The organism is Salipiger sp. PrR007 (genome assembly GCF_010499845.1).
GTDB lineage: Bacteria > Pseudomonadota > Alphaproteobacteria > Rhodobacterales > Rhodobacteraceae > Salipiger > Salipiger pacificus_A.
Genome location: NZ_JAAGOZ010000093.1, coordinates 141,508 through 166,371, shown reverse-complemented (window position 1 = coordinate 166,371; position 24,864 = coordinate 141,508). Strand labels below are relative to the sequence as shown.

The window sequence follows — 24,864 nt, the reverse complement described above, 5'->3', positions numbered from 1 at the left end:
GCCCCTTTGGTCAGTCTGCAGGTTTATAGAGCGGGTAGCCCGCCGCGAGCAGCAGGTTCGCGGTCTCGGCCATCGGCAGGCCGACAACCGAGGTGAAGCTGCCGTTGATCCACGGGATGAACGCCCCGGCGAGACCCTGGATGCCGTAGCCCCCGGCCTTGCCCTGCCAGTCGCCCGAAGCGAGGTAGGCGTTCAGTTCCTCGTTGGAGAGGTTCTTCATTTGCACCTGGGTTACAACGTCGCGTTCCCAGATGCGGCTCCCGCGGCGCACCGCGACGGCGGTGATCACCCGGTGACGGCGGCCAGAGAGCTTGGTGAGAAACTCCGCGGCCTCGCCCGCGTCGCGGGGCTTGCCGAGGATGCGGCGCCCGAGCGCGACGGTGGTGTCGGCCGAGAGCACGATCTCGTCGTCTGCAGAGGGAATCGCCTGCGCCTTCTCGCGCGCGAGCCGCACGCAGTAAGGGCGGGGCAGCTCGCCCGGCATCGGGTCTTCGTCGATGTCGGGCGGGCGGATGTCGTCGGCGGTGACGCCAAGCTGCGCGAGCAGATCGCGCCGCCGGGGCGAGCCGGAACCGAGGACGAGTTTCATGCGCGGACCTCCCGTGTCCGTGTCAGGGAACGCGGGATCCGCCATGAGATTCCGGGTCATGCGGAGTTACTTGAAGCGGTAGTTGATCCGGCCCTTGGTCAGATCATAGGGCGTCATTTCCACCTGAACCTTGTCGCCGGCAAGAACCCGGATGCGGTTTTTCCGCATCTTACCTGCCGTATGCGCGATGATCTCATGGCCGTTCTCTAGCTCGACCCGAAACGTCGCGTTGGGCAGGAGTTCCTTCACGACACCGGGAAATTCGAGCGTATCTTCCTTGGCCATGCTTTCTCCTGAAAATGCAGTCCCGCTGACTTTCGCGGAACGCGGATGCATATGCGCCCAAACGGGGCAATTTTCAAGCCCACAATTGCAGATTGTCGGGAATAGGCTCTAGCGCAGCGCCCGCTGGGTCACGGGGCCGTCGCGGCCGGACTGATCGTCCCAGTGGCTTCGGTTCAGCACGACGCCATCGTTACGGACCCGCGCGACGGCGTCAAGGTCAACCTCGGCATAGGTCCAGCCGGGTTGTCCGAGTCGGCCCTCGGCGATCACCCCGGTGGCAGGAAAGCCGGTGTCGGGCGGACAGAAGACCCCGCCCATGCCCATGTTGGTATCCACCGCCTCGGACCAGTCGCAGCTTCCGACCGTCGAGGCCATGACCGCGATGCACTGCTGCTCGAGCGCGCGGGCCATGGCGCCGATGCGCACCCGGCTGTAGCCCGCCAGCGCCTCGGTGCAGGAGGGCACCAGCAGCAGATCGGCGTCGCGCAGCGCCCGGCCGAGCAGCGGGTACTCGCTGTCGTAGCAGATGAGGATGCCGATCTTGCCGAGCGCGGTGTCGAAGAGCTGCAGCGGCGCGCCGCCAACAACGTGCCAGTCCTCCCGCTCGAAACGGGTCATGATCTGCTTGTCCTGAAACCCCATGCCGCCGCCGGGCGCGAAGAAGCGCGCGCGATTGACCGGGCGCGGACCGAGGGCGGCATCGAAGACCGGGGCGGAGGCGGCGAGGATGTGGGCCTTGTACTTGCCAGCGAGTTCCGAGTGCAGCGCATCCACCTGCGGCATGCGCTCGGAGACCGCGTGCAGCGAGGCCTCGAGATCACCTGCCGCGGCGCGCCCGGCCAGCGTCGCGATCTCCATCGCGCCATATTCGGGGAAGACCAGGAGCTCTGCGCCCTGCCCCGCGGCCTCGGAGACCCAGGTCTCGGTCTTTGCGGCATAGGCGTCCCAGTCCTCGAGGAAGTCCATCGGGTAAGCAGCAGTGGCGATCTTCATGCATGGTGTCCTTGGCTGGCGGGGTCGAAGGGTCTCTGCCCCCGTCCGCTGCGCGGACTCCCGAGGCGTATGTGAAGAGAGAAGGAAAGGTCAGGCGATGTCGTCGTCGAGGTCACGAAGCCAGAACTGCAGGGTGTGGTCGGTCTGCTCGGGCTGGTCGACGTCGCGCCAGCGGAAGCGGGCGACGACGCCCTGGAGCGGCGCGTAGCCGCGCTTGCGCCAGAACGTGTCGAGCGGGGTGTAGGCGGCGGGGCGCAGCGGGTGATCCGCGGGGCGCTGCACGGCGCAGAAGGCGCTGTAGCGGCGGCCGAGCGCGCGGGCGTGTGCCTCGCGCGCCTCGAAGAAGCGGTGACCGATGCCCTGCCCGCGCGCCTCGGGCAGCAGCACCGACTCGGCGCAGTAGAAGATGTCGGCCAGCGCGAGTCCGGTGGCGGCGAAGGGCGCGGCGAAATCCTCGGCGTGATCCTCCATCGGGGTGCCGGTGGCGGCGCCGACGAGGCGCGGGCCCGCAAAGGCGCCGACCAGCACGGCCCCGGCGCTGGTGCGGTAGCTTTCCAGGTAGCGCCGCTCGTAATCCAGATCGCCGTCGTAGAGATAGGGCCAGTCGCGAAACACCGCGATGCGCAGCCGCGCCACGTCGTCGAGCGCCGAATCGAGCGCCGCGCCGGTCAGGACACGAACCTCGGTCACCGCGGTCACGAGACCTGCCGGATCCAGTCGGCGAGATTGTAGTAGGTGACGACCCGGGTGATCTTGCCGTCCTCGAGCGAGAAGAAGGACCCAGCCGGCAGGCGGTATGTCTGGCCCCGCGCCTCGGGCAGGCCCGCGTCGGTGCTGAGATAGGTGCCGTTCACCGTGAATTCGGCGGCGGCGCGGGTGCCGCCCTCTGCTTCGAAGACCACCATATCGGTCAGGTGCTCGTCGTAGCAGTGGGACATGTGGGCGCAGAACTCGGCGAACTTCGTCTTGCCCGAGCGGATCTGCCCCTCGTTCACGTGATGCGCGATGTCGGGCGAGAGCAGCTCGAGCATGGCATCGGTGTTCTTGGCGTTGAAGGCGGCAAAATAGGCTTGGATCGTTTCGGTGGCCGTCATGTGTCTCCCCACCGGGTCTTGAGCTTTTGGTAAATCTGGTCGCGGGTCTGGCGGTAGGCGTTGAGCTTGGTCTCTCGGGTCTCGCCGAGCCCCGTCGGATCCATGATCGGCCAGTATTCCACCGTCAGATGGAAGAAGCGGGTCAGATCCAGCGCGGCGCGCTGCGAGGCGGGCGACATGGCCACGATCAGGTCGAATCCGGAAAGCGTCTCGCCCATCTCCTCGAGCTCCTCGAAGCTGCGCGAGCGGTGGCGCGACAGCTCGACGCCGATCTCCTGGCAGACCGAGATCGCGAAGCCGTCGATCTCGAGATCGTTCACCACGCCGACGGACTGCACATAGGTGCCCTGACCGTGGAGCTTTTTCATGATGCCCTCGGCCATGGGCGAGCGCACCGCGTTGTGGTCGCAGCAGAAGAGCACCGATTGCGGCAGCTTCGGCACGCGATCAGCCCCCGAAATGCAGCACGCAGATGAGTGTGAAAAGGCGCCGCGCGGTGTCTATGTCGACCTCGGCCTTGCCCTCGAGCCGCTCCTGCAGGATGCGCGCGCCCTCGTTGTGGATGCCGCGGCGGGCCATGTCTATGGTCTCGATCTGGCTCGGTGCCGCCGTCTTCACCGCATCGAAGTAGCTTTTGCAGATCTGGAAGTAGTCCTTCACCACCTGCCGAAAGGGCGCGAGCGACAGGTGGAACTCGGCTGCCGGATCTCCAGCGTCGGTGGTGATGTCGAAAACCAGCCGCTTGTCGCGGATCGACAGGCCGAGCGCATAGGGACCGTCGGGCACGTCGCGGCCGTTGCGCGCCGGCAGGCAGAAGCTGTTGTCCTCCATGAGATCGAACATGGCCACGCGCCGCTCCTGCTCGATCTCCGGGGTCGGAGGCGGCAGGTTGGCGTCGTCAAGCTCGATACGGGCGATGGTGCTCATGGGCGCGTCCTCGGCTGCGGCTCCGGAATCTGTAGCCAATGCGCGGGGATGGGGCAATGCGACTTGCGACTCATGGGGCAGAAGCGGCGACGCCCCCGCCCCGGACGATCAGCCGTTGAGCTTGCGCAGCCGCGCGGTGACCGACATGCCGTGCGCCTGCAGGCTTTCCGAGGTCGCCAGCACCTCGGCGGCGGGGCCGATGGCGCGCAGCGCATCGGGCGACATCTTCGCCAGCGTGGTGCGCTTGACGAAATCGAGCACCGACAGCCCCGAAGAGAAGCGCGCCGAGCGCGCGGTGGGCAGCACGTGGTTCGGCCCGCCGACGTAATCGCCGATCGCTTCCGGGGTCCATTGGCCGAGGAAGATCGCCCCGGCGTGACGGATTTTCTCGGACAGCGCTTCGGGCTCGGCAACGCAGAGCTCGAGGTGCTCGGGCGCCACCCGGTTCGACAGGGCCGCCGCCTCGTCGAGATCGCGGCAGATGATGACTGCGCCGAAGTCGCGCCAACTGGCGCCGGCGATGCCGCGGCGCTCGAGCACCTCGAGCTGCCGGGCGACCTCGTCGGCCACCTTTTGAGCAAGGCCCGCGTCGGGGGTGATCAGGATCGACTGGGCGCTCTCGTCGTGCTCGGCCTGGCTGAGCAGGTCGAGGGCGATGAACTCGGGATCATTGCCTTCGTCGGCGATGACGAGGATCTCGGAGGGGCCGGCGATCATGTCGATGCCGACCTTGCCGAAGACCCGGCGCTTGGCGGCAGCGACGAAGGCATTGCCCGGGCCGGTGATCTTGTCCACGGGCGCGATGCTTTCGGTGCCATAGGCGAGCGCGGCGATCGCCTGCGCCCCGCCGATCCGGTAAATCTCGTCGACCCCGGCGATGCGCGCCGCCAGCAACACCAGCGGGTTGGCCACGCCATCAGGCGTCGGCACGGCGATGCAGAGCCGCTCGACACCCGCCACCTTGGCGGGAATGGCGTTCATCAGCACCGAGGACGGATAGCTGGCAAGTCCGCCCGGCACATAGAGACCGGCCGCTGAGACCGGCGTCCAGCGCCAGCCGAGGGTCGCGCCGTCGGGGTCTGTCCACTGCGCATCCTCGGGCATCTGCCGCACGTGGTAGGCGCGGATGCGCTCGGCGGCGATCTCCAGCGCGGCACGCTCGGCTGCGGGGACCTGCGCGCAATAGGCGTCGATCTCCTCGGGAGTGAACCGCAACCCGGCCGCCTCCAGCTCGAGCCGGTCGAACTTGGCGGTCATCTCCAGCACGGCGGCGTCGCCGCGGGCGCGCACGTCGGCGATGATGCCCGCGACGATGTCATCCACGTCGGGGCTGTCCTCGCGCTTGGCGCTGAGCAGCTGGGCGAACTCCAGCTCGAAATCCGGGTCGGTCGTGTCGAGAAAGACGGGCATGGGCGGTCTCCTTGTCGCGAGACTGCTTAGAGAGAAGCGCCGCCCGGCTCAAGTGGCGCGCCGGGGGATTCGCCCGCATCCCTTGACATGGATCAGCCCGAAAAACATGCGACTCGCCTAATATGTCGAAATCGGCATGGGAGAGCCGATGCATTTCGGAGGAGCAAAGATGTTTCAGAAGACATTTGCAGCCATGGGGCTGGTGGTTGCGGCGAGTGCCTTCTGCGCTGGCGGATCGGCCGTGGCGCAGAGCGCCGGAGAAACGGAATACATGAACGCCTGCGCCGCTTGCCATGGCGAGAAAGGCACCGGCGACGGGCCGCTGGCCGAACTGATGACCGTCGATCTACCCGACCTCACGCAGATCTCGGCGCGGAACGACGGCGCGTTTCCGATGCTCGACGTCATTCAGATCATCGACGGGCGCAGCGGCATCCGGGGGCATGGCTACCCGATGCCGGTCTGGGGGCAGCGGTTCAAGGAAGCGCTTTCCATAGACATCGGCCCCTACGCCAGCGAGATCGTGACGCGAGGACGGATTCTCGCCCTCGCGCAGCACCTGGAATCGATCCAGGCGCAGTAGGTTCGGAAAGGAGTCAGGCCCGGTGGTTCAGGACCACCGGTTCAGGCCCCGTGATCCGGCACCTGCCCCGACACCGCGGTGTAGGGCCGGGTCACATCCTTGAGACGCAACTCCAGCGCCTCGACCTCGGCACGCAGCGCGCCGTCACCGGCGAAGGTCAGCTCGACGAATCCTGCTCCCTCCTCGCCCGGCTCGAATTTCACCGAGAGCAGCGAGAGCACGGTGTCCTTCTCGCCCGGGTTCACCCCTTGCGCCGAGACCTTCAGGACGTTCTCGATCACCAGAAGCGATCGCACCCGCTCCGGCGGCGAGACATGCACGCCATCCTCACGGCGCAGCCGGTTGATCAGCAGCGCCAGCCGGTGGTGACGCTTCTCCCAGGCCACGTCGGCCACGGTCGTCACCGAATCCTGCGCAAGGGCCGAAAGGACCTGCAGGTCCTCCGGATCCATGGCACCCAGGTTGAGCGGTTGGTTGCCCGCGTCTTCGAATCTTGCGTCCTCGGTCACTCGCCCTTCACCCGTTCGATTTTGGCGCCCACGCCGCGCAGCTTGCGGACCACGTGCTCGTAGCCGCGGTCCAGATGATAGACCCGGCTTACCACGGTTTCGCCTTCCGCGGCGAGACCCGCGAGGATCAGCGACACCGAGGCGCGCAGGTCGGTGGCCATCACCGGGGCGCCCTTGAGCTTGTCGACCCCGGTGACCCGTGCGGTGCCGCCGTGCACGTCGATCTTGGCTCCCATGCGCAGCAATTCGGGGGCATGCATGAAGCGGTTCTCGAAGATCTTCTCTTCCAGCACGCTCTCGCCCTCGGCGGTGCAGAGCAGCGCCATCATCTGTGCCTGCAGGTCGGTGGGGAAGCCCGGGAAAGGCTCGGTGGTCACGTCCACCGCCTTCACCCGGCCGTTCTTGCGCGCCACCTTGAGACCCGTGGGCGTCTCCTCGACCGAAATGCCCGCCGCGTCGAGCTTCTCGCAGAAGCTCTCAACCAGCGCGATGGTGCCGCCAAGGCACTCCACCTCGCCGCCGCAGATCGCCGGGGCAAGCATGTAGGTGCCCAGCTCGATGCGATCGGTGACCACGCGGTGGGTCGCACCGCCCAGCGTCTCGACACCCTGAATCTCGATGGTGGAGCTGCCCTCGCCCTCGATCTGCGCGCCCATCTTGCGCAGGCACTGCGCCAGGTCGACGATCTCGGGCTCGCGCGCGGCGTTCTTGATCACCGTGGTGCCCTTGGCCAGCGTCGCGGCCATCAGCGCGTTCTCAGTGGCACCCACAGAGGCGAAGGGGAAATCGACGATGCCACCCTTGAGACCGCCCGAGGGGGCCTTGGCATGCACGTAGCCGTCGCGCAGGTCGAGCTCGGCGCCCATGGCTTCGAGCGCCTTGAGGTGCAGGTCCACAGGGCGCGCGCCGATGGCGCAGCCACCGGGCAGCGAAACCTCGGCATGGCCAAAGCGTGCCAGCAGCGGGCCGAGCACGAGGATCGAGGCGCGCATCTTGCGCACGATGTCATAATCGGCGCGAGTCGAGGTCAGCGCGTGGCTCGACATGGCCAGGACCTGCCCGTCATTCAGCGACTGCACCTCGGCGCCAAGCGACTGCAGCAGCAGCGTCATGGTGCGGATGTCCGACAGCCGCGGCGCATTGGTCAGCGTGAGCGGCTGATCGGACAGCAGGGTGGCCGGCATCAGCGTGAGACAGGCGTTCTTCGCCCCGGCAATCGGAATTTGTCCCGAAAGCGGGCCGTTGCCCGTGACGACGATCGAATCCATTAACTGTCCTTTTCACTGCTCTGCCCGTCTTCGGGCTTGTTATCTTCTGTCGGCGCGGCATTGCGCGCCTTGGCCTGCGCCTTGCGCCGGGCGAGATTCGCCTTCAGCGCGGCTTTTAGACGGGTTTCGCGCTCCTGCGCAGGGGATGTTCGGGGGCTGTTTTTCGGCTCCATGAACTTTCTTTACTTGAGAGGCAAAAAACCGTCCAGATTGCGCTTGCACCCCCCGGCGTTTGCCCTTAGACACCGCGCCACGCCACGAGGCACACCGACGCAACCTAGCGCGGACGCTTCGAAAGGCGAACCGGCGCTGCTGTAGCTCAGTGGTAGAGCACTCCCTTGGTAAGGGAGAGGTCGACAGTTCAATCCTGTCCAGCAGCACCACTTAAATCCCTGAAATCGCTAGATTTCGCGAGACCCTCTCCCAGGGTGGCCTCTCGCGCTCCGGGCCTTGCCGAGACGCCTCCGCGCTGCCGCGCTGGCTCCTGCATGCGCTTGGTCCGGTAGATCAGGGCTTTATCGGAGCACGTCGCCAGGGCTCTTGGCGCGCCACCGCGCAGCGCGCACCGAGCTGCCGCAAGGGCATCCCGAAGCCCCCGTATCCTGCGCATTTTCCGACCCCCGGAAGCGGTCCTTGCGTCACCCCGGCGCGTCACCCCGGCGTCACCCCGACTCCGGCGCGGAAACGAGTCGCGCCCAGATCGCACGGCACCGCGATTCTCCGCCGCGAAAACTGCCCCCCGCGAATCGATACACACGAGTCGCAGGAGGCGAACGTCACGTCACCCGGGTCGGCCCGGCACCCCGTTGTCGGCGAGCGCGCGATTCCGGTAGCGGCGATCCTCGGTCACATCCGCGCCGAACCAGTCCGGCGGAGTGAAAGCCAGTGCGGCCTCCACCGTATCGAATTCCACCTCGACCATCACCAGCGGCGCCAGCGCGCCGGCAAAGACGTCGAGCTCGAAGCCGGTGCCATCCGCCAGCGCGCCCACGTAGCGGGTCTTCTCGACCACGCGCCCGCCGGTCGTCGGCCAGAGTTCCTCGAACTGGGCGCGCCCGATCTCGATCTCGCGCTCCATCCGCGCCAGCCCGCCCTCGGATTTCAGCGTCAGGAAATAGGCGCCGCCCTTCTCGCGCAGGCGCAGCTCGATGGAATCGCCCTCGAGCGTGACATACCCCTGTCGCACCGGCTTGGATTTCAGCCCCTCGAGCACCGGCAGGCGGGCGACGAGGAACTTGCGCTCGATCTCCACGCCGCCGCTCATTTGCCGAACACCCGGGCAACAAGTTCGTCATGCAGCGTCGCGTAGGCCGCGCTTGCCGCGCTCGACGGGGCCGAGACCATGACCGGCGCGCGATGCACCCCCATGCGCTCCACGTCCGAGGTAAAGGGGATCGACGCCGCGAGCAGCCGCTTGCCGTGCTCCCGGCGCATCTCGTCCATGGTCTCGCCATGCAACGACTTCACCCCCTGCGCCATGGAAAAGAAGCCGTGCAACTTCTTCACCGGCAGGTCGTGCTCGCGGAAGAACGCCTTGAGCTGCTCGAAGGTGCGCTGCGAGAGCGTCGTCGGGATCACCGGCACGACAACGGCATCCGAGGCGCGGAAGACGTTCTCCGACAGGGTCGAGATGTTCGGCGGGCAATCCAGAAGGATCACGTCATAGTCGCCCTTCACCGCCTTCAGCGCCTTCTTGAGCCGAGAGCGCGAGTTGCGCATCCTCGCCAGAAATACGTCGAAGTCGCGGAAGGTCATATTCGCGGGCAAGATGTCGAGATTGTCGAAATCGCTGCCGCGGATGGCCTTGGTGAAGCGCGCGACGTCGTCGAAGAAACGCGTCTCGGTCAGCTTCTTCGATGGCTTCACCCGGAAGTAGAACCCCGAGGCGCCCTGCGGATCGAGATCGCAGAGCAGCACCCGCCGCCCGCCCTGCGCCAGCGCATAGGCGAGATTGACGGAGGTCGCGGTTTTTCCCACGCCGCCCTTGTTGGAATAGCAGGCGATGATCTTCATGGTTTTCCCCCGTGGAACAGGTCGCGGAACGTCTGGCGGGTCTCGGCGCTGTTGAAGGCGGCAAAGCTGCCGACAACCCGTGCGCGCTCGGCCAGCTGGCGGTCGTGCAGCACAAGGACCAGCGCGCCGACGCTCTGGGCAATCTGCAGGTTGCCCGGTGTCGCCCCCTCGAGACGCCCGAGAAAGGCCTGCAGGCTCTCCTGCTGCACCGAGTAATCGTTGAAGAGGCCGAGGTTGTCCTGCAGTTTCTTGAGCGGCTTGATGATCTGCTTGAAGGGCTTTGCCGGGAAGAGCGGCGCGAAGAACTCCATGAGGTAGCGCAGCTTCTTGCAGTGGATGCGCAGCTCGTGGACCTCGTGGTCGGGTGTGCCCTCGTCGATGCCCTCGGCAATGGCGCAGATCCTTCGGTAGCGTTTCCAGATCAGCTTGCAGGCGAAGTCGTAGGCGGACAGATCAGCCTTGCCCCCCTTTGCCAGCTTCTTGCGCTTGTCAAAGAGCTTGATGAGCGCCTTGATCTCCTTGCGGTAGGCAGTGCTGCGCAGGTGTGCCGCAAGCGATTGGTGTTCCCCCGTCCGCTCCTGCGCGAAAAGCGCGAACATCCGGTCGAGCCCGCCGTGCAGGCTGGCGGGCACCATGCCGTAGAAGCCGTCCCGCTCCAGCAGGTAGACATCAAGATCCCGCAGCCGCCCGGTGGGCGTCATGAGGTCGGAAAAGCGCGCCTTCAGTTCGGCGGTCAGCTCCGCGTCGTAGACATCCCTGAAAAGGCTCAGCACCGAGCGGACCTTGCGCAGCGCGATGCGGTAGTCGTGCAGGAACTCGGTGTCGTCATCGGCGATCACCCCGGCCTCGTTGGCCCGCGCCACATGCAGATAGGCGGCGATGATGTCGCTCGCAGCATCGAAGGCCCCGGTCTCGCGATCCAGTGAAACGACCGGCTTGGGGGTGTAGTCGCTCAGACCCGGAAAGAGCTTTGCATAGAGCCCGGCCTCGCCGAGCGCCGTGCCGCCCGCATCCTCGACCATAGCGCGCAGCCGCTGCAGCGCCTTGTCGTAGCCGCGCAGCCCCTGCAGCTGCAGCACCAATACGGTTCCGCCCCCGGTCGCCGCCAGCTCGATAAGCTGCGCCCGCGCCTGCGTCTTGCCCTCGTCATCCAGCAGCGACAACGTTCCCCGGCGCAGCGTGCCCGCGCCCACTGGGAGCAGGCAGCGCAGCGAAGAGAGGTCCGAGAGCGCCCCCTTGACCGGCCCCTCGGGAAGGTCGCTGACGAAGCGGGCCCCGGCGGCACCGCGCTGCACGAGAGGCGCGCCCGCAGGCCGCAGCAGCTCGAACCGCTCGTCCGCCTCGACCAGCAGCCTGCCGGAGTTCCGGAGCCTCTGATCGAAGCTGTCTCGGACCTGGAAGGCGCTGCTGCCCTCCTGCCAGACCAACCGCGCGGCAAGGCCGCCGACGGGCGCGCCCATCAGCCGCTCCAGCGCCGCTTCGGGCAGGAGATAGAGTGCAAGGGTCTCCGGGCTCATCGTACCTTCTTTCTGCTCTTGCGCAGGTAGTCTTCGATCAGTGTCTCGACGATCTTCTGCACGCTTGTATCTTCCTCGATCGCGCGCAGTTTGAGCGCCTTCAGGGTCTCGCCGCTGAGCCGAAGGGAGGTGTTCTTCTTCTCATCTTCCTGTGCATCCTTGGCCTTGGGCTGTTTGACCTTCGCCATGCTGCGCACCTTTCCTGTATGTGACGTCATGATGTCATTCCTGCGACCGGCCCGCAACGCGGTTTTCCCTGAAATCAACACGCTCGGCCTACTCATCTGTTCGTGAATGAACAGAGTGCTGCGGATGACAGCGCCGCCGCGAGCGCTTAGGTACCCAGCATGGCTGACGAAGGAGATGCAGACCATGCGGAACCTTGTTGTACTCGGGCTGGTGCTTGCCGCTGCCACGCCCCTCTCCGCGCAAAGTGAGAAGGCGGCACGCTGCGAGACCTCGGCAAAGATGGTCATGGAAGCGGTGCAGGCGCGTAAGGACGGAATTTCCCTCAAGCGGACCGAGCGCGAGCTGCGCCGGGCGCTCGACCGCGACACCGGCGCTTCGCTCGCGCAATGGATCTACGAGCTGCCGGAGAAGGATCTGACCCTCGACGTGGGTCGGACGTGGGAGCAACAGTGCCTCACGCAATGAGCCCTCAGAGCTGACGGGCACCGACGTCGCGCTTCCGCGCGGCGCCGGAGTCGGCTATCCGCAACGAATGATGAAATCCCCGGTCGAGTCGCATGGACTCGGCTCCGTTGTGCATTGATACTCCGACCATGAGTCTTCCACCCGGTTTCCTCGACGAGTTGCGCACGCGCACGAGCCTGTCTCAGGTCGTGGGCCGCAAGGTCATGTGGGACAGCCGGAAATCGAACCAGGCCAAGGGGGACATGTGGGCGCCCTGCCCGTTCCACCAAGAGAAGTCCGCGTCCTTCCACGTCGATGACCGCAAGGGCTTCTACTACTGTTTCGGCTGCCACGCGAAGGGCGACGCCATCTCCTTCATCCGCGAGAGCGAGAACGTCGACTTCATGGAAGCCGTCGAGATCCTCGCCCGCGAGGCCGGGATGCCAATGCCGGCGCGCGATCCGCAGGCCGCGCAGAAGGCCGACCGCCGCAGCCAGCTCGCCGAGGTGATGGAACAGGCGCTGCGCTTTTACCGGATGCAGCTGCGCACCAGCGCCGCCGCCGAGGCGCGTGGCTATCTCGAGCGGCGCGGCCTCAAGCAGGAGGTGCAGGACCGGTTCGAGCTCGGCTTCGCGCCGAACGGCTGGCAGGGGCTCTGGGATCACCTGCGCGGACAGGGCGTGGCCGAGGATCTGATCCTCGGCGCCGGGCTGGCCAAGCCCTCGGACAAGGGCCGCGCGCCCTATGACGTCTTCCGCAACCGCATCATGTTCCCGATCCGCGACGGTCGCGGCCGCGCGATCGCCTTTGGCGGGCGGGCGATGGATCCGCGCGACAATGCGAAATACCTCAACTCGCCCGAGACCGATCTCTTCGACAAGGGCCGGAACCTCTACAATCACGCGCCCGCGCGCGAGGCGGCGGGCAAGGGCCAGCCGCTGATCGTTGCCGAGGGCTACATGGATGTGATCGCCCTCAGCGAAGCCGGGTTCGAAGCCTCGGTCGCGCCGCTCGGCACGGCGGTGACCGAGCATCAGCTCGCCCTCCTATGGCGTATCGCCGACGAGCCGGTGATCGCCCTCGACGGCGACAAGGCCGGGCTGCGCGCCGCCTACCGGGTGATCGACACGGCCCTGCCCTTGCTGGTGCCTGGCAAAGGGCTGCGGTTCGCCCTCATGCCCGAGGGGCAGGACCCCGATGATCTGCTCCGCGCGAAGGGTCCGCAGGCGGTGAAGGCCGTGCTCGACCAGGCGCTGCCCATGGTGCAGCTTCTCTGGCGGCGCGAGACCGAAGGCAAGGTCTTCGACAGCCCCGAACGCAAGGCCGCCCTCGACGCGACGCTGCGCGCCGCGATCAAGCGGATCCAGCACCCCGACCTGCGCCGCCACTACGGCGACGAGATCAAGGACCTGCGTTGGCAGCTCTTCCGCGGCAAGCGCGGCGGCTCGTCCGGCGGGTTCTCGGGAAGCGCGAGCCAATACACCCCTTTCCGCAACGGCAGGCGTACGCAGAAATGGGGCCAGGCCGTGCCCATCGCGCCGAGCGCCTCGGCCAAGGCCTCGCTCCTGGTTGCCGCTGGCGACGCCGCCGAGACCCGCTTGCGCGAGGATGTCATCCTCGCCGTGCTGCTGCGCTACCCCGCGCTGATGGCCGAATTCGAGAGCCCGCTCGAGACGCTGCCCTGCCAGGACCCCTCGCACGCCGCCCTGCGCAGCCTTTTGCTGTCGGGGGTGACCGACGATCCCGAGACACTCCAGGACGAAGCGATGCAGAGAATCGGACCCGAGGCCCTTGATTCCCTGCTCGGGGCACGCCATGTGGCTGTCGTACCCTGCCTGCGACATTTCGGTGACAGCGAGCTCGCCCGCCTGACGGTGGCCGAGGAGTTCGCGAAAATCGCCGCTCAGGCTGGGCTCGTGGCCGAACTCGCCGAGGCTCTGGAAGACATGGAAAGCCTGGCGGACGAAGCCCTCACCTGGCGCCTGGGACAGGCAGCGCAGGCACGCAACCAGGCCGTGATGAACCGGTCCGAGGATGACGTGGAATTCGACGTGGGCGTGAATGGCGCCCGCATGGACAAGGAAGAACGCAGCGCCTTTGACGCGTTGCTGCAGCAGATTCGCTTTTCCAAAGGTCAGAACTAGATGGCCATTTAGGGAAACTGGAGGAAAAACCGGTAGACGGGTGGCCGAATCAAACGATTCCCCCCATGATTCGCAAAATCGAATCACTTCACTTGCGCGAGTGCCGGCCAGAACCGGCCCCTCCCTCTGACGGAGCACTTCATGGCAGCCAAAGACAACGACGACGCCAAGCCGGAAACTCAGGACGACGCACACAGCCTCGACATGAGCCAGGCCGCGGTCAAGAAGATGATCGCCGAGGCGCGCGAGCGTGGCTTTATCACCTATGACCAGCTGAACCAGGTTCTGCCGCCCGATCAGGTCAGCTCAGACCAGATCGAAGACGTGATGTCGATGCTCTCCGAAATGGGCATCCAAGTCACCGAAGAGGACGAGGAATCGGAAGACGGTGACGACAAGGCGAAGGGCTCGACCGATCTGGTCGACGCCTCGCGCGGTCGCGACGTCGCGCTGTCGTCCGGGGGCGCCGAGAAGCTCGACCGCACCGATGACCCGGTGCGCATGTACCTGCGCGAGATGGGCTCGGTCGAACTGCTCTCGCGCGAGGGCGAAATCGCCATCGCCAAGCGCATCGAGGCTGGCCGCAACACGATGATCGCGGGCCTCTGCGAAAGCCCGCTGACCTTCCAGGCGATCACCATCTGGCGCGAGGAACTTCTCAGCGAGGAAATCCTCCTGCGCGACGTGATCGACCTCGAGGCGACCTTCGGCAACCAGCTCGACGAGGACGGCGAGCTGGACGAGCCGGTGGTCGGCACCGGCGGCGACGCCTCGGCGCAGAAGCAGCGCAGCAACGAGCCCGAACTCGATGCCGACGGCAACCCGCTGCGCCGTGATGACGACGAGGACGAGGACGACCAGGCCAGCATGTCGCTGGCCGCGATGGAGACCGCGCTGAAGCCGCGCGTTCTGGAAACCCTCGACACGATCGCAGCCGATTACGAAACCCTGTCGGAAATGCAGGATGCCCGGATCAGCGCCACGCTGAACGAGGACGGCTCCTTCTCGGCCGAGGACGAGGCGCAGTACCAGCGCGTGCGTTCGGAAATCGTGGTGCTGGTGAACGGGCTTCACCTGCACAACAACCGCATCGAGGCGCTGATCGACCAGCTCTACGGCATCAACAAGCGGATCATGATGATCGACAGCTCGATGGTGAAGCTGGCCGACCAGGCCCGCATCAACCGCCGCGAGTTCATCGACGAATACCGTGGCCGCGAACTTGATCCGAACTGGATGGACCACATGGCGGCCAAGGACGGTCGCGGCTGGCAGATGTTCATCGAGCGCTTCTCGGACAAGGCAGAAGAGCTGCGTGCCGACATGGCGCAGGTCGGCCAGTACGTCGGCCTCGACATCAGCGAATTCCGCCGCATCGTCCAGCAGGTGCAGAAGGGCGAGAAAGAGGCGCGTCAGGCCAAGAAGGAAATGGTCGAGGCCAACCTGCGCCTCGTGATCTCCATCGCCAAGAAATACACCAACCGCGGGCTGCAGTTCCTCGATCTCATCCAGGAAGGCAACATCGGCCTGATGAAGGCCGTGGACAAGTTCGAGTACCGCCGCGGTTACAAGTTCTCGACCTATGCGACATGGTGGATCCGTCAGGCGATCACCCGCTCGATCGCCGACCAGGCGCGCACCATCCGTATCCCGGTGCACATGATCGAGACGATCAACAAGCTGGTCCGCACTGGCCGCCAGATGCTGCACGAGATCGGCCGCGAGCCGACCCCGGAAGAGCTGGCGGAAAAGCTGCAGATGCCGCTCGAGAAGGTCCGCAAGGTGATGAAGATCGCCAAGGAACCGATCTCGCTCGAAACGCCGATCGGCGACGAGGAAGATTCGCAGCTCGGCGATTTCATCGAGGACAAGAACGCGATCCTGCCGCTCGACTCGGCGATTCAGGAAAACCTCAAGGAGACCACCACCCGCGTGCTCTCCTCGCTCACCCCGCGTGAAGAGCGGGTTCTGCGGATGCGTTTCGGCATCGGCATGAACACCGACCACACGCTGGAAGAGGTTGGCCAGCAGTTCTCGGTGACCCGCGAACGGATCCGCCAGATCGAAGCCAAGGCCCTGCGCAAGCTCAAGCACCCGTCGCGGTCGCGCAAGCTGCGCTCCTTCCTCGACCAGTAAACGCGGAGGAACGCCCATGTCCTTCTGGTCTCGTCTCTTCGGCGGCGGCTCCGGCCCCGCCAAGGCAGAGCCGCAGGCGGAGGCCGTCGAATATAGCGGCTTCCGCATCTTTCCCACGCCGCAGCCGGCAGAGGGTCAGTTCCGCATCGCCGCCCGCATCGAGGGCGAGGTGAACGGCGAGACAAAGGTGCACGAACTGATCCGCGCCGACGTCATCCGCGACCGCGACGAGGCCGTAGAGGCGTCGATCCGCAAGGCCAAGCAGATGATCGACGAACAGGGCAGCCGGCTCTTCGGCTGAAGCGCGCCCGCGGAACGCAAGACGCCGCCCTCCGGGGCGGCGTTTTCTTTTGCGGCGCCGGCCAAGTCTGGCTGGTTTACTCGCGCAGATCCCGCCGCATCTGCCACAGCCGGTGCCCAAGGAACAGCGCGACCAGCAGCACCGGCAGCGCCAGCAGCAACTCGGTCCGGTCCACATGCCCCCAGATGCGGTGCACCAGCCCGCCGATGCCATGGCCGATGACCACCATCACCCCGGCCCAGACCAGCGCCGAAACGCAGGTGAGCGGCAGGTAAAGTGCCGGGCTCAGCCGCGCGCCGGTGGCCAAAAGCACCGGCGTCACCGTGCGCATTCCCGGCAGGAATCGGAAGACCGCGGCCAGCAGGACCGGACGCCCAAGGAACCGCCGCGCCATCTTCTGCGACACCGGGTGGGCGAGGAGGCGCAGGACCCGCGGGTGATCGCGGTAGTGCCGCGCCAGCAGGAAGATCACGGCGTCCGCGCTCCAAGCCCCAGCCCAGGCGGCGGCAAGGGTCGGCCAGAGCGGCAGCAACTTGTGATGCGCCAGCAGCCCAGAGGTGATGGCGACCGTGTCGCCTTCGAGCGCGCAGCCGAGGTAGACGATGATCAGACCGTATTTGGCGATCAGCGCGTCGATCATCGCCTCAAAGCCCGTAGTCCGCGACCATGCGCGCCAGCCCGTCGTCCAGGGACACCCGCGGCGCCCAGTCAAGGACACGTCGCGCGCGCGCGATATCGAGCACGCTCGACTTCACCTCCAGCGCCGAAGGTTCGCTGACGAGGTTGAGCTGGCGTCCGGTGGCCGCCTCCAGCTTCGCGATCAACGCGTTCAGCGAACATCCCTCGCCCGCGCCGAGGTTGAGCCGGGTCACCGCCGCCGGCAGCGGGCCGGTCGCCACCCGCTCCACCGCGGCGCAGAAGTCATCCATGTGCAGGTAATCGCGCGAGGTCTCGCCGCTGCCATAGACGGTGAAAGGCGCGCCGCTGGCCAGCGCATCGAGCAGCAGCCGCATCACCCCCCGCTCGCGCCCAGGCATCGCCGTGCCATAGGGGTTTCCAAGCCGCAGCAGAGTGAGCCGGAAGCCATGCTGCGCGGCGAGGAACAGCAGTGCCTCCTCCATCGCCAGCTTGTGCAGCGCGTAATACCCCTTGGGCTGTGGCTCGCGGGTCTCGGGGATCGGCAGCGCGTCCGTGTCGCCGTAGACCGCCGCGGTGGACAGGTAGATGAAATGCCCGCGCCAGCCGCGCGCCACCAGCGCCTCGACGAAATCGGTCTGCGGCCGGGTGATCTCTTGCGACAACTCACCGATCGAGCCGAAGCGCCGCCGCGCGTCCGACAGGCCGGCGCAATGCACGATGGTGGCCCCCGCATCGCCCGGCGCCAGCCAGCCCGGGTGCAGTGCGTCGCTCACCCGCACGTGCGGCAGCGCCGCCGCCCCTTCGGGCAGCGCGCTGCGCGAGATGCCGGTGACCGGCAGGCCCGCCGCGTCGAACGCGCGCAGGATTTCGAAGCCGAGCACGCCGGCGCATCCGGTCACATAGGTCTGCGTCGCCATCGTGATGCCCTGCCCTTTTTGCCAAGCTGCCTGTTGATCGGGATAGTGCCGCACCGACCTTACGGCAAGCCGCGCCGCGGCTTTTCCGCGTCCCGGCGGCCTCCCGCTGCGGATCGACGGTCGCCCCGTGACCGATGAGCGCTAAATCACCCGGAACGCTGACCTTATTGCCGCTGCGCCTAGCCGCAGCACTTCCGCTGCGTTAAGGTGCCCGCATGGTTTCGAGAAAGGACAGTTCATTGCGCCCTCGGCACTCTCTTATTTCCCTGAGCCTCGCCCTGAGCCTCGCCGCCCTGCCGGCCTCGGCCTTCGAAACGCTCAGCTTCGCATTTCCGGAGCTCGACCAGGACATTCAGGACCAGATCACCACCTACTCGGCGCTGGTGCGTGCCAAGACCGACGGCAAGACCCAGGGGCCGGACGTGCTCGCCGCGGCGCTGCAGGACTACGGAATCATCGTCGAGACGCTCTATTCCAACGGCTATTACGGACCCGAAGTGTCGATCCGCATCGACGGTCGCGAGGCGGCCGACATCCCGCTGCTCACCACGCCGCAGTCGGTGAACCGTGTCGACGTTCTGGTCAAGCGCGGTCCCAGCTTCCGCTTCGGGCGCACGAACGTGGCGCCGCTGGCCCCCGGCACCGAACTGCCCTCGGACTTCAAGACCCGCGACCGCGCCCGCGCAAGCACCATCAGCGGCGCCGCGCAGGCAGCCGTCGACGGCTGGCGCAACGTCGGCTACCCCAAGGCCGAGCTGACCCGCGAGGATGTGACCGCCAACCACGTCAGCCGCTACGTCGATGTGGACCTCGGGGTGACCACCGGCCCGCGTCTGCGCTTCGGCCGGCTGCTCAACGTCGGCAAGAGCGCCGTGCGCGGCAGCGCCCGGCGACGCATCGCCGGGCTGCCCACTGGCGAGATATACGATCCGCAAGAGGTCAACGATGCGGTTGATCGGCTCACCCGCACCGGCGCCTTTGCCACGGTCACCCTGCGCGAGAAGGAGGTGCCCAACCCCGACGGCACGCTCGACTACACGCTCCAGGTTGTCGACTCCAAGCCGCGGCGCGTTGGCGCCGGCGCCGAGATCAGCTCGCTCGAAGGCCTGTCGCTCACCGGCTACTGGCTGCACCGCAACATCCTCGGCGGTGCCGAACGACTGCGCTTCGACGCCTCGATCACCGACATAACCGATCAGGCCGACACGCTCGACTACACGCTCACCGGGCGGCTCGACGTGCCCGCCGTCATCGGACCCGAGACCAACGGCTTCTTCGAGACCGAGCTGCAGCACCTGCAGGAGCCGAACTACGATCTGGACAGCATCGAGCTGACCCTCGGCATCACCCGCCAACTCACCGACCATCTCTACACCGAAATCGGCGTCGGCTATCTTTACTCCGAGACCACCGACGATCTCGGCGAGCGTACCTTCGAGCTGCTGACTCTGCCGATGAAGGCCGAATACGATCGCCGCGACAACGAGTTCGATCCGCGACACGGCTTCTACGCGCTAGCCGAGGCGACCCCCTTCCTGAACCTGCGCGACGATCCCAACGGCGCGCGGCTCTACGGCGACTTCCGCGGCTATCTCGCGCTCGGCGAACGCGAGCGCTCGGTGCTGGCAGGGCGGGTCATGCTGGGCTCGGTGCTCGGCCCCGACATCGACGAAACCCCGCCCGACTACCTCTTCTATTCCGGTGGCGCCGGCACCGTCCGCGGCCAGCCCTATCAGTCGCTGGCCATCGACATCGGCGACGGCGACACCATCGGCGGCCGCAGCTTCGCAGCGCTCTCGGCCGAGTTTCGGCAGGACATCGGCGAAAGCCTCGGCGCGGTGGTCTTCTACGACGCGGGCTACGTCGGCCGCGACAGCACCCCCGGCGGCGATGACGGCGAATGGCACGCGGGCGCCGGTCTCGGCGTGCGCTACAAGACGGGCATCGGCCCGCTGCGCTTCGATGTCGCCATGCCCGCCGGCGGCGACACCGGCGACGGCGTTCAGATTTACCTCGGGATAGGACAAGCGTTTTGACCCTTCTCAAAAGACTTTTGATGCTGCTGCTGCTGCCGCTCTTTCTGGCGGCCCCGCCTGCGCTGGCGCAGGAGGAAGACGAGGACAGCGGCGGCTTTCTTGAACGGCTGATCGAGGATTCCCTCTCCGGCGCCGGGCGCGACGTGCGCATCATCGGCTTTCGCGGCGCGCTGAGCTCCGAAGCAACGCTGGAGCGGATGACCATTTCCGACTCCGACGGCGTCTGGCTGACGCTCGAGAATGCCAAGCTCAACTGGCGCCGCACCGCGCTGCTGCGCGGCCAGCTCGTCGTCAACGAGCTCAGCGCCGAGCGGCTCGCCATCGCGCGTGCCCCGATCACCGAGGGCGAGGCCCCCGCCCCCGAGGCCTCGGGCGATTTCGCTCTGCCCGATCTGCCCGTCTCGGTCGAGGTCGGCGCGCTGAATATCGCCCGCGTCGAACTCGGCGCCCCGCTGATGGGCGAGGAGATCGCGCTGGAGGTCCAAGGCTCGGCCAAACTCGCGGATGGCGAAGGCAATGCCGACATTTCGGTAAACCGGCTCGACGGGCCGCGGGATTCGCTGACTCTCGCAGGCAGCTACGCCAACGACAGCGGCACGCTCAACATCGACCTCGCGCTCGAAGAGGACAGCGGCGGAATCGTCGGCACCAAGCTGGGCCTGCCCGGAGCGCCCTCTTTGGCGCTGACGGTCAAGGGCGACGGCGTGCTCGACGATTTCACCGCCGACCTGCAGCTCGCCACCGATGGCGAGGAACGGCTGGGGGGACAGGTCACGCTGCAGGGCAGCTCCGAAGCCGGGCGCCAGTTCACCGCCGATCTCTCGGGCGACCTCCGCCCGCTGCTGCCAGAGGAGCACCGCGACTTCTTCGGACCCGAGCAGAGCCTTCAAGTCACGGGCCTGCAGGGCTCGGACGGCACGCTCGATCTGGAAAAGCTGGACCTGCAAACCGCAATGGTCTCGCTCACCGGCTCGGCACGGATCGGCGCAGACGGCTGGCCCGAGCTGCTGAAACTCGACGGGGAAATCGCCTCCGACGACGGCAGCCCGGTGCGGCTGGCCATGTCCGGCGACGTCACCATGCTCGACACCGCCACGCTGACGCTCGACTTCGACGCATCGCAGGGCGAGGCCTTCATCCTCGATCTGGTCGCCGAGGGCATCGACCGCCCCAACATGTCCATCGACCGCGCCGACATCGCCGGGCGCGGCACCATCCGCCGCAGCGCCGGCGCCTCCCTGCCTGGCGGAGTCGAGGCGCAGCTGACCTTCGATGCCACCGGCCTCGACTTCGCCGACGCCTCCATGGCCGACGCCGCGGGCGAGGAGTTGAGGGGCGTCATGCAGATCGACTGGCAAGCGGGCGATCCACTCTACCTGCGGCAGATCGACTTCGGCGGCGCGGGGCTCTCGCTCGACGGAGACGTGACCTTCTCGGGCCTCGGCAACAGCGGCAATATCATCATCGAGCCCGACCTCAGCGTGAAGGCCAAAGACATCGGCCGCTTCTCCGGCCTTGCCGGGCGCCCTCTCGGCGGCGATGCCGACCTTGCGGTAAAGGGCTCGATCGAGCCGGTCGCGGGCCGCTTCGACATCACCGCGCAGGGCCGCACCCTCGATCTGAAGACCGGCATCGCGCAGGCCGACGGCCTGCTCGAGGGGCAGGTCGAGCTATTCGCCTCTGCAGTCCGCAACGAGGAAGGCACCGAGCTGCGCCGCCTCGACCTCTCGGGCGAGGGTCTCAAGGCCACTGCCGAGGCCAAGCTGCAGACCGGCGGCAGCACCGGCACCTTCGACATCTCTATACCGGACGTGTCGAAGGTGCAGGACGGGCTTTCGGGCGCGGTGCAGGTCTCCGGCACGCTCGACGAGACCCCCGAAGCCTACCGCCTCGACATCGAGGGCACCGCGCCGGGCGGCACCGATCTCGATGGTCTGCTGACCGCAAGCAAGCTCGAAGGTGGCGGCATCGGGTTCCTGCGCTTCATGGGCGATGCCGCGGCGCAGGACCTGGCGGCCTATGCCCCGCTGGCTGGAAGACCGCTGGCGGGCGGCGTCGATCTGAAAACCGACGTCACCTATACGCTCGACGGCGGCGCCATCGATGCCGTGCTGAACGGTCGGCTGACCAACGTCGAAACCGGCATCGCGCAGGTGGACGGGCTGCTCACCGGGGCGGTCGATCTTGACGCCTCGGTTGCCTATGATGGCGATCTGGCGCAGATCCGCCAGCTGACGGTGAACGGTCAGGCTGTGCAGGTCTCGGCCGAAGGCGAGGTCTATACCGCCGCCCTGCTGGGCGGCACCCCGTCGGCAAGTGCAGGCCAGAGCAACGCCAGCTTCGACATCTCCCTGCCCGACATGTCGCTGATCCAGCCCGAGATCACCGGCCCCGCACGGTTCACCGGCACGCTGCAGGAAGAGGGCAACGCCTACCTGCTCGACCTCGACGCCACCGCGCCGGGCGACGTGCGCATCATCGGAAAGGCCAGCGCCGAGAAACGGGCCGATGGCAGCCTCGGCATGGTCACCTTCGATGGCGACCTCGCGGCCTCTGACCTGTCGATTTACGAGCCGCTCGTCGGACGCGCGCTGGCGGGCGGGCTGAACCTCACCGCCGACGTCTCCTACGACATGGCCACCGGCGCCGCCGACGCGGTGCTCGACGGCACCACGCGTGATCTCGGCACCGGCATCGCGCAGCTGGACGGGCTGCTCACCGGCACGGTCGATCTCGACGCTTCGGTCGCCTATGACGGTGATCTGGTGCAGATCCGGCAGCTCGACGTGAACGGCCAGGCAATCCAGGTCACCGCGCAGGGCGATGTCTACACCGCCGCGCTGCTCGGCAAGGAGCGCTCGGCCGAGAGCGGCCTCAGCAACGCCAGCTTCGACATCTCGCTGCCCGACATGTCGCTGATCCAGCCCGGCGTCACCGGCGGCGCGCAGCTCAGGGGCACCCTGCAGGAAAGTGACGGCGCCTATCAGCTCGACTTCAGCGGCTCCGGCCCGGGCGAGGCGAACGCGCAGGGCCGCGTCACCGCCGAGAAGCTCGGCGGCGGCAAGCTCGGCGCGGTGGGCTTCGATGGCACCGCCTCGGTCGCCTCGCTGAACGCCTATGCGCCGCTGGTCGGCCAGCCGCTTTCGGGCGGGGTCAACTTCGACGGCAACGTCGCCTACAACCTCGAGGATGGCAGCCTTACGGCCGATGGGCGGCTCGACACCCGCGCGCTGGCGCTTGGCATCCCCACCGTCGACCAGCTCGTTGGCGGCGACGGCCGCGCCGTGGTGCAACTGAGCCGAGATGCGGACGGGGCGCTGAACGTGCAACAGCTCGAGGTGCAGACGCGCGAGATCACCGCCACCGCCAATGGCACCTATGGCACCGGTGACAGCAGCATCACCTACAATGTCGCGCTGCGCGATCTGGGCCTTCTGGTGCCACAGCTCCCCGGCCGCGCCACCGCCGAGGGCACGCTGACCCAGAACGGCGGCCAGTACCAAGTGCAGACCAACCTCACCGCCCCCGGCGGCACGCGGGCGCAGGTCTCGGGCAGCATCGCGCAGGACTTCGGCAGCGCCAACCTGGCGATCACCGGCAATGCGCCGCTCGAGCTGGCCAATCAGGTGGCCTCGCCCAACCTCATGTCCGGCATGGCGAATTTCAACATGCAGCTGAACGGACCGCTGGCGCTGAACTCCCTGTCCGGCAATGTCACGGTCAACGGCGCGCGCGTCATCGTGCCCACCGCCGGGCTCGAGTTCACCGGGCTCAACCTCAACGCCAATGTCTCGGGCGGGCAGACCAGCTTGACCGCCTCGACCGCGCTGGCCACCGGCGGGCGGATCAACGTCGACGGCACCATCGGCATGAGCGGCGATTTCCCCGCCAACCTCGTCATTGCGCTCGACGACCTCGTGCTCGAGGACCGGCGGCTCTACCAGGTGCAGCTCGGCGGCAACGTCACGATCTCGGGGCCACTGCTCACCGGGCCTACGATCGGCGGCGAGATCCTTATCGACAACGCCGAAATCCGCATCCCCGAAACCGGGCTCGGGCCGGGCAGCCATGGCTTCGTGCTGACCCATGTCTCCGAGCCCTTCGGCTCGCGCGTGACCCGCATCCGGGCCGGGATGATCGACGAGGAGAAGCAAGGCGGCGGCTCGGCCTACGCGCTGCCGCTCGACCTGGTGATCCGTGCGCCGCAGCAGATCTTCGTGCGCGGCCGTGGCCTCGACATGGAGCTTGGCGGCGCGCTGCGCATCACCGGCAGCTCGGCCGACGTGATCCCGCAAGGCCGGTTCGACCTGATCCGCGGCCGGCTCGACATCCTCGGCCAGCGGCTCACGCTGGACCGGGCGACCATGGCGCTCACCGGAGAGTTCATCCCGACGCTGGATATCGCCGCCACCTCGCAGGTCGAGAGCACCACGGTGACCGTCAGCATCACCGGACTCGCCACGGAGCCCGAAGTCGAGTTCTCCTCCGATCCCTCGCGCCCCGAGGAAGAGGTGCTGGCATTGCTGCTTTTCGGACGTGACATCACCGAGATCTCGGGCTTCCAGGCGCTGCAGATCGCGGCGGCGGTGAACACGCTCGCCGGGCGCGGCTCCGGCGCGGTCGACGGGCTGAGGCAGAACCTCGGGCTGGACGATCTCGACGTGACCACGAACGACGAGGGCGAGGCCGGGCTGCGGCTCGGCAAGTACATCTCGGAGGACATCTACACCGACGTCGAAGTCGACTCCGGCGGCGGCAGCGCGGTCAACCTCAACATCAAGATCACCCCCAGCCTCAAGGCAAAGGGCAGCGTGACCTCGGAGGGCGACAGCACGCTCGGCATCTATTACGAGCACGACTACTAAGGCGC

General features: G+C 67.0%; 24 protein-coding genes and 1 tRNA gene. 8 read left to right on the top strand and 17 right to left on the bottom strand.

Annotated elements, in window-relative coordinates:
• Positions 1 to 10 precede the first annotated feature (10 nt).
• From G0Q01_RS25400 to hisD, 8 genes are all read right to left on the bottom strand, one after another.
• Positions 11 to 589, bottom strand: coding sequence for a nucleoside triphosphate pyrophosphatase (locus G0Q01_RS25400; RefSeq protein WP_108966490.1), 579 nt, complete (start codon positions 587 to 589; stop codon positions 11 to 13).
• Between the two features lie 66 nt (positions 590 to 655).
• Positions 656 to 874: a translation initiation factor IF-1 gene (gene infA, locus G0Q01_RS25395; RefSeq protein WP_005978431.1), complete on the bottom strand. Its 219-nt coding sequence runs from the start codon at positions 872 to 874 to the stop codon at positions 656 to 658.
• Positions 875 to 982: 108 nt separating this feature from the next.
• A complete protein-coding gene (locus G0Q01_RS25390) occupies positions 983 to 1,867 on the bottom strand; it encodes a carbon-nitrogen hydrolase family protein (protein WP_164189004.1) in 885 nt (294 codons plus the stop codon).
• A gap of 90 nt (positions 1,868 to 1,957) precedes the next feature.
• Positions 1,958 to 2,566, bottom strand: coding sequence for a GNAT family N-acetyltransferase (locus tag G0Q01_RS25385; RefSeq protein ID WP_370457131.1), 609 nt, complete (start codon positions 2,564 to 2,566; stop codon positions 1,958 to 1,960).
• Positions 2,563 to 2,961: a ketosteroid isomerase-related protein gene (locus G0Q01_RS25380; RefSeq protein ID WP_164189002.1), complete on the bottom strand. Its 399-nt coding sequence runs from the start codon at positions 2,959 to 2,961 to the stop codon at positions 2,563 to 2,565. Before G0Q01_RS25380 ends, G0Q01_RS25385 begins: the two co-directional genes overlap by 4 nt.
• The gene (locus G0Q01_RS25375) at positions 2,958 to 3,404 is read right to left on the bottom strand and encodes a low molecular weight phosphatase family protein (RefSeq protein WP_108966498.1); all 447 of its coding nucleotides are present in this window, start codon (positions 3,402 to 3,404) and stop codon (positions 2,958 to 2,960) included. The genes G0Q01_RS25380 and G0Q01_RS25375 overlap by 4 nt, the downstream gene beginning before the upstream one ends.
• Before the next feature lie 4 nt (positions 3,405 to 3,408).
• On the bottom strand, positions 3,409 to 3,888 hold the full coding sequence (locus G0Q01_RS25370; RefSeq protein WP_108966500.1) for a UPF0262 family protein: 480 nt from the start codon (positions 3,886 to 3,888) through the stop codon (positions 3,409 to 3,411).
• A gap of 108 nt (positions 3,889 to 3,996) precedes the next feature.
• Positions 3,997 to 5,298 carry a histidinol dehydrogenase gene (gene hisD / locus G0Q01_RS25365; RefSeq protein ID WP_164189000.1) on the bottom strand — a complete coding sequence of 434 codons (1,302 nt, stop codon included), beginning with the start codon at positions 5,296 to 5,298 and terminating at the stop codon, positions 3,997 to 3,999.
• A 169-nt stretch (positions 5,299 to 5,467) separates the two neighbouring features.
• Here hisD and G0Q01_RS25360 point away from each other — a divergent pair, with 169 nt between their 5' ends.
• The gene (locus tag G0Q01_RS25360; protein ID WP_235940398.1) at positions 5,468 to 5,881 is read left to right on the top strand and encodes a c-type cytochrome; all 414 of its coding nucleotides are present in this window, start codon (positions 5,468 to 5,470) and stop codon (positions 5,879 to 5,881) included.
• 41 nt (positions 5,882 to 5,922) lie between these two features.
• Here the strand turns inward: G0Q01_RS25360 and G0Q01_RS25355 are convergent, their stop codons facing one another.
• Genes G0Q01_RS25355 through G0Q01_RS26665 form a run of 3 tightly spaced genes read right to left on the bottom strand, consistent with a single transcriptional unit; the run spans position 5,923 to position 7,831 of the window.
• Positions 5,923 to 6,390, bottom strand: a complete 468-nt coding sequence (locus G0Q01_RS25355) for a DUF2948 family protein (protein ID WP_193989030.1) — start codon at positions 6,388 to 6,390, stop codon at positions 5,923 to 5,925.
• On the bottom strand, positions 6,387 to 7,658 hold the full coding sequence (murA, locus tag G0Q01_RS25350) for a UDP-N-acetylglucosamine 1-carboxyvinyltransferase (protein WP_108966504.1): 1,272 nt from the start codon (positions 7,656 to 7,658) through the stop codon (positions 6,387 to 6,389). The genes G0Q01_RS25355 and murA overlap by 4 nt, the downstream gene beginning before the upstream one ends.
• The gene (locus G0Q01_RS26665; protein WP_203595176.1) at positions 7,658 to 7,831 is read right to left on the bottom strand and encodes a hypothetical protein; all 174 of its coding nucleotides are present in this window, start codon (positions 7,829 to 7,831) and stop codon (positions 7,658 to 7,660) included. The genes murA and G0Q01_RS26665 overlap by 1 nt, the downstream gene beginning before the upstream one ends.
• Before the next feature lie 135 nt (positions 7,832 to 7,966).
• Between G0Q01_RS26665 and G0Q01_RS25345 the strand changes: the two genes are divergently transcribed.
• Positions 7,967 to 8,041 (top strand) — tRNA-Thr (locus G0Q01_RS25345).
• 398 nt (positions 8,042 to 8,439) lie between these two features.
• Here G0Q01_RS25345 and G0Q01_RS25340 read toward each other — a convergent pair.
• Genes G0Q01_RS25340 through G0Q01_RS26975 form a run of 4 tightly spaced genes read right to left on the bottom strand, consistent with a single transcriptional unit; the run spans position 8,440 to position 11,562 of the window.
• The gene (locus G0Q01_RS25340) at positions 8,440 to 8,922 is read right to left on the bottom strand and encodes a CYTH domain-containing protein (protein ID WP_164188998.1); all 483 of its coding nucleotides are present in this window, start codon (positions 8,920 to 8,922) and stop codon (positions 8,440 to 8,442) included.
• Positions 8,919 to 9,671 carry a ParA family protein gene (locus G0Q01_RS25335; protein WP_108966508.1) on the bottom strand — a complete coding sequence of 251 codons (753 nt, stop codon included), beginning with the start codon at positions 9,669 to 9,671 and terminating at the stop codon, positions 8,919 to 8,921. Before G0Q01_RS25335 ends, G0Q01_RS25340 begins: the two co-directional genes overlap by 4 nt.
• On the bottom strand, positions 9,668 to 11,188 hold the full coding sequence (locus tag G0Q01_RS25330; RefSeq protein ID WP_164188996.1) for a CHAD domain-containing protein: 1,521 nt from the start codon (positions 11,186 to 11,188) through the stop codon (positions 9,668 to 9,670). Before G0Q01_RS25330 ends, G0Q01_RS25335 begins: the two co-directional genes overlap by 4 nt.
• Positions 11,185 to 11,562: a hypothetical protein gene (locus G0Q01_RS26975; protein WP_235940397.1), complete on the bottom strand. Its 378-nt coding sequence runs from the start codon at positions 11,560 to 11,562 to the stop codon at positions 11,185 to 11,187. The genes G0Q01_RS25330 and G0Q01_RS26975 overlap by 4 nt, the downstream gene beginning before the upstream one ends.
• Between G0Q01_RS26975 and G0Q01_RS25320 the strand changes: the two genes are divergently transcribed.
• The 4 genes from G0Q01_RS25320 to G0Q01_RS25305 all read left to right on the top strand — a co-directional run bounded on the left by G0Q01_RS25320 (position 11,561) and on the right by G0Q01_RS25305 (position 16,402).
• Positions 11,561 to 11,842 (top strand): hypothetical protein, encoded by a 282-nt coding sequence (locus G0Q01_RS25320; protein WP_164188994.1) that lies wholly within the window; start codon positions 11,561 to 11,563, stop codon positions 11,840 to 11,842. The two genes, G0Q01_RS26975 and G0Q01_RS25320, sit on opposite strands and share 2 nt — an antisense overlap.
• A 128-nt stretch (positions 11,843 to 11,970) precedes the next feature.
• Positions 11,971 to 13,965: a DNA primase gene (gene dnaG / locus G0Q01_RS25315; protein WP_164188992.1), complete on the top strand. Its 1,995-nt coding sequence runs from the start codon at positions 11,971 to 11,973 to the stop codon at positions 13,963 to 13,965.
• Between the two features lie 141 nt (positions 13,966 to 14,106).
• The gene (gene rpoD, locus G0Q01_RS25310) at positions 14,107 to 16,101 is read left to right on the top strand and encodes an RNA polymerase sigma factor RpoD (protein WP_164188990.1); all 1,995 of its coding nucleotides are present in this window, start codon (positions 14,107 to 14,109) and stop codon (positions 16,099 to 16,101) included.
• 16 nt (positions 16,102 to 16,117) lie between these two features.
• Positions 16,118 to 16,402, top strand: a complete 285-nt coding sequence (locus tag G0Q01_RS25305; RefSeq protein WP_164188988.1) for an HlyU family transcriptional regulator — start codon at positions 16,118 to 16,120, stop codon at positions 16,400 to 16,402.
• Positions 16,403 to 16,478: 76 nt separating this feature from the next.
• On the opposite strand, the gene G0Q01_RS25300 is transcribed toward G0Q01_RS25305, so the two are convergent.
• Together G0Q01_RS25300 and G0Q01_RS25295 are read right to left on the bottom strand one after the other, a co-directional pair.
• Positions 16,479 to 17,042 (bottom strand): DedA family protein, encoded by a 564-nt coding sequence (locus tag G0Q01_RS25300; protein WP_164213957.1) that lies wholly within the window; start codon positions 17,040 to 17,042, stop codon positions 16,479 to 16,481.
• A gap of 4 nt (positions 17,043 to 17,046) precedes the next feature.
• On the bottom strand, positions 17,047 to 17,958 hold the full coding sequence (locus tag G0Q01_RS25295; RefSeq protein ID WP_164188984.1) for an NAD(P)-dependent oxidoreductase: 912 nt from the start codon (positions 17,956 to 17,958) through the stop codon (positions 17,047 to 17,049).
• A gap of 215 nt (positions 17,959 to 18,173) precedes the next feature.
• Here G0Q01_RS25295 and G0Q01_RS25290 point away from each other — a divergent pair, with 215 nt between their 5' ends.
• Both G0Q01_RS25290 and G0Q01_RS25285 read left to right on the top strand, forming a co-directional pair.
• A complete protein-coding gene (locus G0Q01_RS25290; RefSeq protein ID WP_164188982.1) occupies positions 18,174 to 19,994 on the top strand; it encodes an autotransporter assembly complex family protein in 1,821 nt (606 codons plus the stop codon).
• On the top strand, positions 19,991 to 24,859 hold the full coding sequence (locus tag G0Q01_RS25285; protein WP_235940395.1) for a translocation/assembly module TamB domain-containing protein: 4,869 nt from the start codon (positions 19,991 to 19,993) through the stop codon (positions 24,857 to 24,859). Before G0Q01_RS25290 ends, G0Q01_RS25285 begins: the two co-directional genes overlap by 4 nt.
• Positions 24,860 to 24,864: the final 5 nt, after the last annotated feature.

Coding starts and splice junctions, on each gene's coding strand:
- G0Q01_RS25400 (WP_108966490.1), bottom strand. CDS start 589: ATGAAACTCGTCCTCGGTTCCGGCTCGCCCCGGCGGCGCGATCTGCTC.
- infA (WP_005978431.1), bottom strand. CDS start 874: ATGGCCAAGGAAGATACGCTCGAATTTCCCGGTGTCGTGAAGGAACTC.
- G0Q01_RS25390 (WP_164189004.1), bottom strand. CDS start 1,867: ATGAAGATCGCCACTGCTGCTTACCCGATGGACTTCCTCGAGGACTGG.
- G0Q01_RS25380 (WP_164189002.1), bottom strand. CDS start 2,961: ATGACGGCCACCGAAACGATCCAAGCCTATTTTGCCGCCTTCAACGCC.
- G0Q01_RS25370 (WP_108966500.1), bottom strand. CDS start 3,888: ATGAGCACCATCGCCCGTATCGAGCTTGACGACGCCAACCTGCCGCCT.
- hisD (WP_164189000.1), bottom strand. CDS start 5,298: ATGCCCGTCTTTCTCGACACGACCGACCCGGATTTCGAGCTGGAGTTC.
- G0Q01_RS25360 (WP_235940398.1), top strand. CDS start 5,468: ATGTTTCAGAAGACATTTGCAGCCATGGGGCTGGTGGTTGCGGCGAGT.
- murA (WP_108966504.1), bottom strand. CDS start 7,658: ATGGATTCGATCGTCGTCACGGGCAACGGCCCGCTTTCGGGACAAATT.
- G0Q01_RS26665 (WP_203595176.1), bottom strand. CDS start 7,831: ATGGAGCCGAAAAACAGCCCCCGAACATCCCCTGCGCAGGAGCGCGAA.
- G0Q01_RS25340 (WP_164188998.1), bottom strand. CDS start 8,922: ATGAGCGGCGGCGTGGAGATCGAGCGCAAGTTCCTCGTCGCCCGCCTG.
- G0Q01_RS25335 (WP_108966508.1), bottom strand. CDS start 9,671: ATGAAGATCATCGCCTGCTATTCCAACAAGGGCGGCGTGGGAAAAACC.
- G0Q01_RS25330 (WP_164188996.1), bottom strand. CDS start 11,188: ATGAGCCCGGAGACCCTTGCACTCTATCTCCTGCCCGAAGCGGCGCTG.
- G0Q01_RS25320 (WP_164188994.1), top strand. CDS start 11,561: ATGCGGAACCTTGTTGTACTCGGGCTGGTGCTTGCCGCTGCCACGCCC.
- G0Q01_RS26975 (WP_235940397.1), bottom strand. CDS start 11,562: ATGGTCTGCATCTCCTTCGTCAGCCATGCTGGGTACCTAAGCGCTCGC.
- dnaG (WP_164188992.1), top strand. CDS start 11,971: ATGAGTCTTCCACCCGGTTTCCTCGACGAGTTGCGCACGCGCACGAGC.
- rpoD (WP_164188990.1), top strand. CDS start 14,107: ATGGCAGCCAAAGACAACGACGACGCCAAGCCGGAAACTCAGGACGAC.
- G0Q01_RS25305 (WP_164188988.1), top strand. CDS start 16,118: ATGTCCTTCTGGTCTCGTCTCTTCGGCGGCGGCTCCGGCCCCGCCAAG.
- G0Q01_RS25300 (WP_164213957.1), bottom strand. CDS start 17,042: ATGATCGACGCGCTGATCGCCAAATACGGTCTGATCATCGTCTACCTC.
- G0Q01_RS25295 (WP_164188984.1), bottom strand. CDS start 17,958: ATGGCGACGCAGACCTATGTGACCGGATGCGCCGGCGTGCTCGGCTTC.
- G0Q01_RS25290 (WP_164188982.1), top strand. CDS start 18,174: ATGGTTTCGAGAAAGGACAGTTCATTGCGCCCTCGGCACTCTCTTATT.